We start from the raw sequence: 12,204 nt of genomic DNA on the forward strand, positions 1-12,204 counted from the left end.
GACCCACCCCGCCATCCCACGGATAGCCAGCTTTTGCTTCGGCTGTTGCTGTTGCTGTTGCTCTGGCTTCGGCAGGTGCAGGGCTGCAAGCCCTGCCGAACACCCTCTACTTTGCCTGCTCGCAGAACTTCTGCCGGTACTCGAGCGCCTTCGGCATCAGTGCCTGCAGGTTCTGGATGCGGGTGCCCGGATTCGGGTGGGTGGAAGCGAACTCCGGCGGCGCCTGGCCGCCACTGGCCTGGCCCATGCGCTGCCACAGCGGCACCGCCTCGCGGGGATCGAAGCACGCCGCCGCAGCCAGCATCAGCCCCACTTCATCGGCCTGCGTCTCGTGGCTGCGCGCATAGGGCAGCAGATAGCCGTAGCCCATCGCCGACATCATCATCTGTTGCTGCTGCGCATCCATGCCGCTGGCGGCACCGGCCATCTGCCCGATCTGGGTCAGCTTCTGCTGCGCCATCCGCTGCGCACCATGGCGCAGCAGCGCGTGGGCGATCTCATGGCCCATCACCACCGCCATCGCATCACGCGTACGCGCCACCGGCACCAGGCCGGTGTAGACCGCCATCTTGCCGCCCGGCAGGCAGAACGCATTGGCCTGCTCGGACGGGATCACATTCACTTCCCACTGGAAATCCCGCGCGAAATGCGCCGGCTGCACGCCGTGCTCCTGTGCCAGCGCGGTCTCCACCACATCCACCTTGGCGATCAGGCGCTGCGCGATGTCGCGCACATCGCGCGCGATCGGCGCATTCGGATCCATCGGCCGTTCCTGCGCGAGGATCTGCTGGTAGGCCTGCAGACCGAGCGCGGTCTCCTGGCGCGCATCCAGGCTGCTGTCGATCATCACCTTCTCGCCGGTGTAGGGATCGACGGTGCGATTGGAGAGCCAGTAGAACACCGCATAGCCCGCTGCCAGCAGCAGCACCCACCAGCGGATGTTGCCGAACAGGCCGCGTCGCTGCGGACCTTGGGGCGAGCGGGAAAAGGGATCGTTGCGCATCGGTGGTCTTCCAGCAGACCCCGCCGGCTGGCGGGCACGGCGCAATCTTAGTGCGCGGACGCCAGCAGCGGGTGAAGCCCGATGCCGCTCAGATGCCGCGCACCAGGCGGAAGCCGATGCGCGCATTGGTGGTGTCCGAATCCTGCGATTGCCGCCAGGCCGCACGGGTCTGCTCGGGCGCATTGGCCCAGTTGCCGCCCCGGATCACCCGTGACCGGCAGCCCGGGTTGAACCAGGCGACACCGTCGGACGGCGCACGCCGGTAGCTGGCGTGCCAGCAGTCGGCCACCCATTCGCTCAGATTCCCGGCCATGTCGTGCAGGCCGAAAGCATTGGCCTGGAAACTGGCCACCGGCGCTGGTCCCCACCAGCCATCGCCATAGCCGATGAAAGCGTTGTGCCAGTGCCGACCCGAAGGCGAGACGTCCTTGCTGCCGGTGAAGTTGCCGCTGCCCGGCGGCGGCGTACCGGCGTCTCCCCAGGGGTAGCGGCCACTGCTCCCGGCGCGCAGCGCATATTCGAATTCGGCCTCGCTCGGCAGCCGGTAGCTGCGTCCGGTCTGCTCGGACAGCCATGCCGCGTAGTTCTCGGCATCCCGCACGCTGACATGCATCACCGGCGAGTTGCCCAGTGCGCGCGCGCCATCGTAATCCGAACGCCAGTCGACGCCGCTGCGGCGGATGAAATTGCCGCTGCGCTCGTCATAGACCACCGAGTGGCCGCGCCGGGTCGCACGTGGTCGGGCATTGGTCGACTTCACATAGCGCTCGAAATCGCCGACGGTAACCTCAGTGATCGCCATCGCGAAGCCGCGGTCAAAGCGAACGTAATGGGAGGGGCGCTCGGCGTCGGTGGAGCCGGGCTCGGCATCACCCGCGCCCATCTGGAAGCCGCCATGCGGCACAACCACCATCTGCGGACCGCGCCCACCATCACGCATCGCGTCGCTGAACACCTGGCCCGGGCGGAAGCTGCCGTAATGGGTGGCCAGATCGATGCGTTCGCGCAGCTGGGCCACCACCGCATCCCCCGGCAAGGCGATGCGCAGGGCCTCGGCCAGCTTTTCGCGCGCCGGCTTCAGCCCCTGCGGCGTGGCCAGCTCGCGCAGGCCCTCATCACGCAGCTGCAGCAGCGCGGCGGCGCGGATCTGCTCGATGCGCTCGAAGGCATCGGCAATGGTCGGTGACGAGTCACGGACCTTGCTGGCTTCGGCCAGCCAGGTGCCCGCACTGGCAAAGTCGCGTACGCGCGCGGCGTCCTCGGCCCGGCGGATCAGGCCACTTTCGGCCGCCGCCAGGCCCTGCCGCGCCCGGCTGTTGTCTTCGTCCAGAGCCAGCGCTTCACGGAAGTTGCCAATCGCACCGTCACCGTCCTCGCCGATCCGCCCCGATCGCAGGTCTTCCTCGCCGGCACGGTTATAGGCCACCACGCGCTGGGCGAGCTCCACCCGGCCCTGCAGCGCGCGCACCTTCTCATCCTTCGGCGCCAGGGTCAGCAGCACCAGTGCCTGGCGACTCGCCTCGGCCAGCGCCTCGCGCTGCCGTAGTGGCCGAACCAGCAGAGCATCGGCCTGCTGCTGCAGGCGCTGGCGAGCACGCTGCAGGCCGCTGCGGGCCAGGCGATCATCCGGATCTTCCTCCTGCACTGCCAGCCACAGCGGAACCGCCGCGTCGGCGTCCTCGTACAGGTGCCCTTCGCTGAACGCCTTTTCGGCTGCGCGGCGCAGCTGGGCGACGCTGCGGCCCTGCCGGTCGACGCGTGGCGGTGTCCACCGCTGCACGTCCTCGGTGGCATCCTCACCGGCAATGGTGACGCTACCCTGCCCCACCCCCGGCGTCGGCTCCGCCAGTGAACCTTCCTGCGGCCGCGCGTCTTCGCCAGCAGCCGGCCCCGGCTCCGGTGTTGCCGAGGGCGACGGCGTGCAACCGGCCAAGGCCACGGCCAGAGCGGTGCACAGCACGGACGACAGCGGAAAACGCAAGCAGGATCTCCTTCGGCACGGACGCGGACCGACGTTAGGCTATTCTCCCCTGCCTGAGCAAACCCGAGTAGTAGGCCCTGACCCGTGGCAACCTGGATCACCACCCCCGCCGAGCTGGATGCGTACTTCCAGCAGCGTCCGGCCCGCATCGGCCTGGACACCGAATTCATCCGTGAACGCACGTTCTGGCCGCAGTTGGCTCTGGTGCAGATGGCGGTCGGGCAGGACATCCTGCTGATCGATCCGCTGATTCCCGGCATGGCCGAGGCACTGGCGCCGTGGCTGGCCGATGAGTCGATCACCAAGGTGATGCACAGCGCCAGCGAAGACCTGGTTGCCTTCAAGTGGACCTGCGGCGTGTTGCCGCGACCGCTGTTCGACACACAGATCGGCGCCTCGCTAGCCGGCATTGGTGGCGGCATGGGCTACCAGAAGCTGGTCGCGGAAATCACCGGCGTGGCGCTGGCCAAGGGCGAAACCCGCTCGGACTGGATGCGCCGTCCGCTCTCGGAGTCGCAACTGCAATACGCCGCCGACGACGTCGAGCACCTGTTCGCACTGCATGACGCCATTGATGCCAAGTTGCAGGCGCTGGGCCGCCAGCAGTGGCTGCACGACGACGGCGAGCGCCTGCTGGCCAGCGTCGCCAATGATGAGGACCGCTGGCCGCATCTGGCGATGCGCTCAGCGCAGTTTCTCGATGCTCCTGCGCAGCGCCGCCTGCTGCGCCTGCTGCGCTGGCGTGATGTGCAGGCACGCAGCAGCGACCGCCCGCGCAGCTGGATCCTGGACAACGAACTGGCCGCCACGCTGGCACGCACGCCACCGGCCGATGCCGCCGCGCTGGCCACGCTGTTTGAACAGTTCCCGAAGGCACCGCGCAAGCTCGCCGGCGCGGTGTGGCAGGCGCTGGACACACCGCTGGCCGATGAGGCCGAGGCACCGCTGGCATTGCCCGCCAACGACACCAACAAGCAGGCACTGAAGAGGCTGCAGGACGCCGTTGCCGAGCGCAGCCGCGAGCTGGGTCTGCCGGATGGCGTGCTGGCCTCGCGCAAACATCTGGAAAGCTACCTGGAGCGCCGCCAATGGCCGGCCGCACTGGCCGGCTGGCGCCAGCAAGAACTGGAGTCGCGGCTGCAGGCGCTGCTGCCTGCACGCTGAAGTGCCGAGCGCGGCGCGGGATTGCGTTCCGGCCACCGTCGAAGGCCATGAAAAAGGGCGACCCGGATCACCGGGCCGCCCTTTGCATTCCAGCAGTACGATGGCGGGAAGACCCGCCACCGTGGCAACGCATTACCAGTTCATGTTCAGCGAGACACCGACGGTACGCGGTTCGTTGTAGACCGCCGCCATGTAGTTCTCGATCACACCCTTGAGGTTCTTCTCGTTGGTGATGTTGCGCGCGAACAGCGCCACTTCGTAGGCACCATAGTTGCCCGAGTAGCCGATCTTCAGGCCGCCTTCGAAATCACCTTTGGAGTTGAACTCCTTGCTGTCGTACAGCACGAAGCTGGTGTAGCCCTGCTTGTTCCAGTCGGTGGACACGAACATGGTGCCCGCGTCGCTGACCGGGAAGTCGTAACGGGCGGCCAGGTTGACGTTGTACTTCGGCGCGTTCGGCAGCGGGTTGCCGTCGATCTGCGCGAAGGTGTTGGCACCGACCTTGATGGTCGGGTCATTCACCGTGCACACCACCTGGCCATTGAGGCCGCAGACCTGCGCGTAGACGCGCTTGTCCTTGATCTCGCTGTGCAGCAGGCTCAAGCCGGCGCTCAGGGTCAGGTTCGGGATCGGGCGCAGCTCCATGTCCGCTTCGAAACCATAGGCCTTGGCCTTGTCGGCGTTGAACAGCACGCCGTTGCCGTCCGAATCGTTGCCGTTGAGCTGGATGTCGTTGACGGTGTAGGTGAACGCGGTGGCGTTCAAGCGCAGGCGGTTGTCCCACAGGCTGCTCTTCACGCCCGCTTCCCAGGACAGGATGGTCTCGGAATCGGCGGTGGTGAAGTCGGCATTGAACACGGCCGAGCGGCCCTGGATGGTCGGGCCGCGGAAACCGCGGGCGACCTTGGCATAGACGCTTACGTCCGGCGTGATCTGATACATCGCGCTCAGATCCCAGCTCGGGGTGGTGTCGGACATCTTGACGTCGGTGCGGCCCTTGTAGGTGACCACGCCAGCGGCAGTGTCAGCCGTCTTCAGCAGGCGGGTGTGCTTCTCGTCCCGGGTCTGGCGCAGGCCGGCCGTGACGGTGAACTTGTCGGTGAAGGCATAGCTCAGCTGGCCGAAACCGGCCCACGAGGTGTTCTTGTTGCGCAGGCGCACCCAGTTGTTCGGGTTGCGGGCCGCGCCCTGCAGGAACCAGGCGCGCTGGTAGAAGTCGGTGGTGTCGCTGCCGTTGAAGTAGAACGCACCGGCCTGCCACTGCAGCGCGCTGTCGTCATGGCTGGCCAGGCGGAATTCCTGGGTCCACTGGTCCAGGTCGCGGATGCGGCCCATCGACTGGCCGTAGCCGTTCGGCACGCCGTTCACCGGGAAGTTCACCGCAGCGCCGCCGTCGGTGTCGCCACGGCTGTAGCCCGAGGTGGTTTCGTAGGCGGTGATTGAGGTGAAGTCGATCGCGCCGAAGTCGTAACGTGCCTTCACCGAGCCGCCGTAGGTCTTGTAGGCCTGCGGATTGTTGTCGGCTTCGTCGTAGGCAACCTTGTCGCGCGGCACGTCGGTCTTGTTCGAGCCCTTGGTCAGCGCACCGCGCAGGAACAGGGTCGAGGTACCTTCGTAATCACGGGCGTGGGCCGAGGCCAGGATCGAGAACTGGTCGCTCGGGGTCAGCAGCAGCTGCGCGCGCACGTTGCGGTCATCGAAGCCGCCCATCGCGTTCTTCTTCGGGCTGACCGTGCCGTCGGCACTCGGGCCCTTGTAGGTGTTGTCGACGTAGTCATCGCGGTGCTGGTACAGCGCCGACACGCGGAACGAGGCGATGTCATTGATCGGACCGCCGAAGCCGCCGTCGATCGACACGCTGTTGTAGGTCGCGTAGCTGGCGCTGACCCGGCCGGTGTAGTCCTGGGTCGGCTTCAGGGTGTCGAACTTGACGATGCCGGCGGTGGTGTTGCGGCCGAACAGCGAGCCCTGCGGGCCACGCAGCACTTCCACCTGGTCCACGTCATAGACCGGGTTGGACTTCAGCACCACGTGCTCCAGCACCACATCGTCCTGGATGATCGACACCGGCTGCGAGGCCCCCAGGTAGAAGTCGATATTGCCCAGGCCACGGATATAGAAGCGCGGGAAGATGCGGCCGGTGGTGGTTTCCGCATACAGGCTCGGCACGCGGCCGGACAGTGCCAGCAGGGTGTCGTCGCCGCCGGCGGTGAAGTCGCGCATGCGCTCGCCCTGTACCACACCCACCGAGACCGGCACTTCCTGCAGGTTCTGCTCACGGTGTTCGGCGGTCACGGTGATCGTGTCCAGGCCGGTCGGGGTCGGCGCGCTGTCCTGCGCGACGGCACCGAAGCTGCCGACCAGAGCCAGGCCGGCGCAGGCCAGGGCCAGCGGATGGCGGCGGAAGGAAACGAAGGAAGACGACAGACCCGACAGGCGGCGGGAATCGGAATGGGAGGGCATGGAATGCTCTGAGGAGGCGTCCGTGCGGCCTGCGCGAGCCGGGCGGCAAAAAGGGGGGAAAACTGCGCAAGCGGCCATTATCCCCCAAATTGTTACGATTTCGTTGCGCGGCACCCGAACCCGGCGAAACAAGCGGTTTCGGCACAGTCCGCCGGCACCACCTTGGGGTCAGCTCCGTTCTCCCAAGGAAAACGGATCTGACCCCGAAGCTCCTGGCAGCCGGGTCAGCGCGACATCGACCCTCGCAAGTCGCCCGCATGCGCGCTGCGAAACCAACTCTCGCCTTTACTTGTACGGCGCCACGGCTTCGCGGGACGACTGCTCATTGCTGCCGCCCCCGGCATTGCCTTGCGCAACGCCTGGTCTCTGTCGAATTCGCCCTGCTGCGCCAAGCACTGGCCCGAATCCGGCCGGCACGGCGGTGGATCCAGGCCTTGCGTCGTCCCTGCCCGGCGCTTGGCAAGCCCGGCAGGCAGCGCTACACTGCAGCCCTGCCGTGGGGCCATAGCTCAGCTGGGAGAGCGCGTCGTTCGCAATGACGAGGTCAGGAGTTCGATCCTCCTTGGCTCCACCACTATTCAGAAGAACCTGTAGATCCTGGCGATCTACGGGTTTTTTCTTGTCTGGAATCCGCCTAGGCGGGTTCCTGGCCGCCATCCTTGCGGCGCGGGCTGCGCGAATGCGCATCACGCACCTGTTGGTCGCACTGGCCCGGCCGCTGCTTCGCCACGTTGTCCTGCTTCCGGTCCTGGCGGCTTTCCTGGATGCCCTGCTTCGGGTCCTGATCCTTGTCTGGCTCGTTCATCTGATTACTCCCTTATCGGCATCAGGCCGACGTTCTGCCCCACGCTAGAGGCCGGCGGGTAATCCACAGGTCAGTCCCGCGCCAACAGCGTGTGCACGAACCCACTTGCTGTGACGGTGAACACACGCCCAGAATCCGATGCAGCACGAATTCCGCGTACACCCATGCCCCCGCCCGCCCAGCACGCGGCACACACCGTGCCGATGAACTTCAATCCAACCGACGGCAGCATCCAGCTCGGCAACCTGCCAGCATTGATCGGCCCCACCTTGTCACTGGACGAAGCGCGCGTCGCCTTTGCCGCGCTGGTGCGAGGGGAGCGCGATGTCGGCACCGGCTATCACTGGCTCAGCCTGCACCGGCTCAGCCTGGGCGGTGCGCCCGCTGGCATCAGCCTGGGCTTCCACGGGCAACAGCTCGACAGGGTGACGATGGGCGTCGATCTGCCTGATGCGACACTGGAAGACGGCTGGCCGACCCAGGCCGCGATCGATGCCGAAGTCGCTTTCATGCGACGCACCCTGACCACGGCACTGGGGCGCAAACTGGCAGGTGGCCACGCCCGCTTCGGCTGGGGCGAGGCCTGGGCCCGGTTCGACCCGAAGGGATTCATGGCCAGCAGCGGCATCCGCTACGCGCCTCGCACGTGACGGCGCTCAGGTTCGGGTGATCGACACGCCGCCTTCAACGCGCATTGCGGTACCGGTAACGAAGCTGCTTTCATCGCTGGCCAGGAACAACGCCGCATTGGCGATCTCCTCCGGCTCGGCGATGCGCTTGAGCGCGTGCAGCGAGCGCACGAAATCACGCGCATCACCGGTCGGTGCCGCCTGCCGGCCCATCTCGGTATCGGTGCCCCCGGGCAGCAGCACGTTGCTGCGCACGCCACGCGCGCCGTATTCGGCGGCGATCACCTGGCTCAGGCCGATCAAGCCGGCCTTGCTCGACGCATAGGCCGCCATTCCCGGGAAGCCGACGGTGTGGCCGACGAAGGTGCCGACAAACACCAGTGAGCCACCGCCGCGTGCCAGCAACGCCGGCAACTGGGCGCGTGCGGCATGGAAGGCGGCATCGAGATTGGTGGCCATCACCTCGCGCCACGCATCCACCGGGAACTCTGCTGCCGGTGCACCGGGGCCGAGCATGCCGGCATTGTTGAGCGCGATGTCCAACCCACCGAATGACTGCTGGGCCAGTTCCACCAGCGCCGGTGCCGTGGCCGGATCAGCCACGTCCGCGGCATGCACCACCACCTCGCCACCGGCGGCGCGGATCTGCTCGGCCAGCGCCTGCAGCGGCTCTGGCCGCCGTGCGTTGAGCACCAGCTTTGCCCCTTCTGCAGCGAAGCGCAGCGCGCTGGCGCGGCCGATGCCGGCGCTGGCACCGGTGATGAGAGCAATCTTGTTGTTCAGCCGCATGGTCGTGGTACCGGTTGTGAAGTGGCCGCCACGATGCCGCGCCTATCGCCTGCCAACACTCCGTTTCCGGGCCCGGCCCATCGGTGCAGGAAACGGAGTTTCCGCAGAACCAGCACGTGCCAGAATCCGGCCATGGACAGCACCGCCACCACCGCCCTCGATGCCCGCGTCGAACGGGTTTGCCGCCACCTTCAAGCCAGCCACGACGAACCCTCGCTGCAGGAACTGGCCGGGATCGCGGGTTGCAGCCCAACCCGTCTGCATCGCCTTTTCAAGGAAGCAACCGGGTTGACCCCGAAGCAGTACGCTGCCGCGCTGCGCGCCGACCGCCTGCGCACCGGGCTGGAACAACAGGAACGCATCACCGACGCCTTCCACGATGCCGGCTTCGGCTCCAGCGGACGCTTCTACGAGAACGCGCCGAAGCTGCTGGGCATGACGCCGAAGCAATGGCGTGCCGGTGGTCGCGGCGAAGTCATCCACTTCGCGCTTGCCGAAAGTTCGTTGGGCAGCGTGCTGGTGGCCAGCAGTGCCACCGGCGTGGTCGCGATCCTGCTCGGCGACGATCCGGAAGCGCTGCTGCAGTCACTGCAGCAGCGCTTCCGCCAGGCCGAACTGGTCGGGGCCGACAGCGGCTATGAACAACTGGTGGCACAGGTGGTGGGCCTGGTCGAGGATCCCTCGCGAGGCGCCACGCTGCCGCTGGACATCCGCGGCACGGCCTTCCAGCAACGTGTATGGCAGGCGCTGCAGCAGATTCCGCGCGGACAGACGGCCTCATATGCCGAAATCGCCGCGCGTATCGGCGCGCCGCGATCGAGCCGCGCGGTGGCACGCGCCTGCGCAAGCAATCCGCTGGCCGTGGCGGTGCCCTGCCACCGGGTGGTGCGCCGCGACGGCGACCTGTCCGGCTATGCCTGGGGCGTGGCACGCAAGCGCGAACTGCTGCGCCGGGAAAAGGTCGCCAACGGCTGACGCGACCCGCAAGCCGCCGACCTTGTCGGCGCCCCCAACCTCCGGTAGCCGCCAACCTTGGCCGGCATCGGCCAAGCCCTCAGTCCAGCTTCACCACCAGCTTGCCGAAGTTGCGCCCCTGCAGCAGCCCGAAGAACGCCTCCGGTGCATTTTCCAGCCCTTCCACCACGTCCTCGCGGTACTGGATGCGGCCCTCACGCAGCCACTGCGCCATCTCGCGCTCGAAGTCCGGCCACAGGTGCTTGAAGTCGTGCACGATGAAACCGCGCACGGTCAGGCGCTGGCGCAGGATCTGGCTGAACAGCGCCGGCAGGCGGTCCGGGCCAGGCTGCGCGACACCACGATTGTTGTAGGTGGCGATGGTGCCGCACACCGGAATGCGTGCGAAGTCGTTGAGCAACGGCAGCACCGCATCCAGTACATGGCCCCCGACGTTCTCGAAGTACACGTCGATACCCGCAGGTACCGCCGCGCGCAGCTGCTCGGCAAAATCAGCCGCGCGATGATCCAGCGCCACGTCCACGCCCAGCGTCTGCAGATAGGCACGCTTGGCCTCGCCACCGGCGATAGCCACTACGCGCGCGCCCTGCAGCTTGGCCAACTGCGCCACGGTCGCGCCGACCGGCCCCGTTGCGGCGGCCACCACCAGCGTCTCTCCCGGCTGCAGGCGGGCGATTTCATGAAGGCTGGAATAGGCGGTGAAGCCCGGCATGCCATACACCCCCAGCGCCGTACTCAACGGCAGCCCGGCCGGGTCCAGGCGGCGGCCCAGCGCCTTGGCCGGCAGCACCGCGTGGGTCTGCCACCCGCCCGGCGCCAGCACCCGTTCGCCCACTGCGACACCCGCAGCCCTGGACTGCAATACCTCGGCCACGGTCTGGCCTTCCATCACAGCTTCCACTGCCACCGGCGCGGCATACGACGGTCCCTCATCCATGCGTCCACGCATGTACGGGTCCAGTGAGAGGTAGCGATTGCGCAGCAGCACCTCACCGTCGCCCAAGGGCGGCAGCGCGGCCTGCTCCAGGCGGAAATTGGCTGCAGTGGGCGCCCCCTGCGGACGCGACGCCAGCACGATGCGGGTGGTGGTCGATGAGTCGGACATGACGACGGTCTCTGCTGTTGCCAGCATCAGGAAAGGAACGCCGACACTACGCCGCAGCGTTCCCCCATGGGGGTCACGAAAACAGCGTTCCATGTCCGGTATCGGTGCCGTCCACGCGCAGGCCGCGCCACGCCGCGTTTGTCGATCACCGTGGCCCGCTGAATTCCGCCGCACGCGATGATCACCGCGCCACCTCGCACGGATGAATCGGCATCCAGCGCCCCCCCCCTGCCCCGCAACGGCGGATCAAGTACTTGCGTCTGCGCAGACGGCAATGTGAAGGTTTTTTGCCGAAATGCTTGCCGTAGCCGGCTGACCTCCGTAATATGCGCGTCCTTGGCAGCGACCTCGCTGCAATGAACTACGTGGCCGAGTAGCTCAGTTGGTAGAGCAGGGGATTGAAAATCCCCGTGTCGGCGGTTCGATTCCGTCCTCGGCCACCACGTTCGACAGCCTGCAGAAATGCGGGTCTTTTTTTCGGGAATCGCAGTTGATCGTGATTGCCACACAGTTTGGCCGAGTAGCTCAGTTGGTAGAGCAGGGGATTGAAAATCCCCGTGTCGGCGGTTCGATTCCGTCTTCGGCCACCATCTTTCGAGACCTGCAGAGATGCAGGTCTTTTTTTGTCCGTGCTTCGCGCACTGCACGAGTGGCGGATGCGGCGCCCGCGCACACGCCCGGTTGACGAAACATTTACACCGGCATGCGCGGCGGCACCTACGCTCCAGACTCCTGCCTGGAGCCTGACGATGCCTCTGCGCCCCGCCCTGTTCGCCTGCCTGCTGCTGGCCGCTTTCCCGGTGATCGCCACTGAACCTGTGCGCGCGGTCGAGCGCCTGGACATCGATCGCTACGCCGGCCAGTGGCACGAGATTGCGCATCTTCCGGTCTCGTTCCAGAAGCAGTGCGTGGGCGAGATCACCGCCAACTACGGACTGCGCAGCGATGGCCGCATCAGTGTCACCAACGCCTGCCGCAACGGCGACGGTGAGCGCGTGGTCGCCGAAGGCGTGGCACGCGCGGTGGCCGGCCATCCCGGCCAGTTGCAGGTGCGCTTCGCGCCGGACTGGCTGAGCTGGGTCCCGCTGGTCTGGGCCGACTACTGGGTGCTGGCGCTGGACCCGGACTATCAGTGGGCACTGGTCGGTGAACCGGACCGGAAGTACCTGTGGATCCTCTCGCGCCTGCCGGAAATGGATCGCGCACGCTTCGAAGCGCTGAAAGAAAAAGCCGAGGCCATGGGCTACGACCTGCGCCCGCTGCGCCTGATGGCCCCGCTTCGCGATACGC

Annotated in this window: 10 protein-coding genes and 3 tRNA genes; 7 read left to right on the forward strand and 6 right to left on the reverse strand. The window is 66.9% G+C overall.

Going from position 1 to position 12,204, the window contains the following annotated elements; translation table 11 throughout:
- Positions 1-106 precede the first annotated feature (106 nt).
- Entirely contained in the window at positions 107-1,003 is an 897-nt protein-coding gene (locus N5E02_RS17560) for a M48 family metallopeptidase (protein ID WP_279946553.1), read from the reverse strand.
- 88 nt (positions 1,004-1,091) lie between these two features.
- Positions 1,092-2,984, reverse strand: a complete 1,893-nt coding sequence (locus N5E02_RS17565) for a formylglycine-generating enzyme family protein (RefSeq protein WP_065179569.1) — start codon at positions 2,982-2,984, stop codon at positions 1,092-1,094.
- 84 nt (positions 2,985-3,068) lie between these two features.
- Between N5E02_RS17565 and rnd the strand changes: the two genes are divergently transcribed.
- Positions 3,069-4,148: a ribonuclease D gene (gene rnd / locus N5E02_RS17570; RefSeq protein ID WP_005417789.1), complete on the forward strand. Its 1,080-nt coding sequence runs from the start codon at positions 3,069-3,071 to the stop codon at positions 4,146-4,148.
- Between the two features lie 132 nt (positions 4,149-4,280).
- Here rnd and N5E02_RS17575 read toward each other — a convergent pair whose 3' ends face one another.
- Positions 4,281-6,611: a TonB-dependent receptor gene (locus N5E02_RS17575; RefSeq protein ID WP_235649394.1), complete on the reverse strand. Its 2,331-nt coding sequence runs from the start codon at positions 6,609-6,611 to the stop codon at positions 4,281-4,283.
- A gap of 498 nt (positions 6,612-7,109) precedes the next feature.
- On the opposite strand from N5E02_RS17575, the gene N5E02_RS17580 reads away from it, so the two are divergent.
- Positions 7,110-7,185 (forward strand) — tRNA-Ala (locus N5E02_RS17580).
- Positions 7,186-7,245: 60 nt separating this feature from the next.
- Here N5E02_RS17580 and N5E02_RS17585 read toward each other — a convergent pair.
- Positions 7,246-7,416, reverse strand: coding sequence for a hypothetical protein (locus tag N5E02_RS17585; protein WP_196769417.1), 171 nt, complete (start codon positions 7,414-7,416; stop codon positions 7,246-7,248).
- A gap of 164 nt (positions 7,417-7,580) precedes the next feature.
- On the opposite strand from N5E02_RS17585, the gene N5E02_RS17590 reads away from it, so the two are divergent.
- Positions 7,581-8,066: a hypothetical protein gene (locus N5E02_RS17590; RefSeq protein WP_065179572.1), complete on the forward strand. Its 486-nt coding sequence runs from the start codon at positions 7,581-7,583 to the stop codon at positions 8,064-8,066.
- A gap of 6 nt (positions 8,067-8,072) precedes the next feature.
- On the opposite strand, the gene N5E02_RS17595 is transcribed toward N5E02_RS17590, so the two are convergent.
- Positions 8,073-8,834, reverse strand: a complete 762-nt coding sequence (locus N5E02_RS17595) for an SDR family oxidoreductase (RefSeq protein ID WP_065186026.1) — start codon at positions 8,832-8,834, stop codon at positions 8,073-8,075.
- A gap of 132 nt (positions 8,835-8,966) precedes the next feature.
- Here N5E02_RS17595 and N5E02_RS17600 point away from each other — a divergent pair, with 132 nt between their 5' ends.
- A complete protein-coding gene (locus N5E02_RS17600; protein ID WP_005417800.1) occupies positions 8,967-9,809 on the forward strand; it encodes a methylated-DNA--[protein]-cysteine S-methyltransferase in 843 nt (280 codons plus the stop codon).
- Between the two features lie 79 nt (positions 9,810-9,888).
- On the opposite strand, the gene N5E02_RS17605 is transcribed toward N5E02_RS17600, so the two are convergent.
- Entirely contained in the window at positions 9,889-10,914 is a 1,026-nt protein-coding gene (locus N5E02_RS17605; protein ID WP_065186025.1) for an NADP-dependent oxidoreductase, read from the reverse strand.
- A gap of 367 nt (positions 10,915-11,281) precedes the next feature.
- Here N5E02_RS17605 and N5E02_RS17610 point away from each other — a divergent pair.
- From N5E02_RS17610 to N5E02_RS17620, 3 genes are all read left to right on the forward strand, one after another.
- Positions 11,282-11,357 (forward strand) — tRNA-Phe (locus N5E02_RS17610).
- Between the two features lie 71 nt (positions 11,358-11,428).
- Positions 11,429-11,504, forward strand: a tRNA-Phe gene (locus N5E02_RS17615).
- A gap of 159 nt (positions 11,505-11,663) precedes the next feature.
- Positions 11,664-12,204 (forward strand): lipocalin family protein (locus N5E02_RS17620; protein ID WP_279946554.1); only part of this gene is annotated, 541 nt, incomplete at its 3' end.

Source organism: Stenotrophomonas sp. GD03777 (assembly GCF_029842485.1).
Lineage (GTDB): Bacteria > Pseudomonadota > Gammaproteobacteria > Xanthomonadales > Xanthomonadaceae > Stenotrophomonas > Stenotrophomonas sepilia.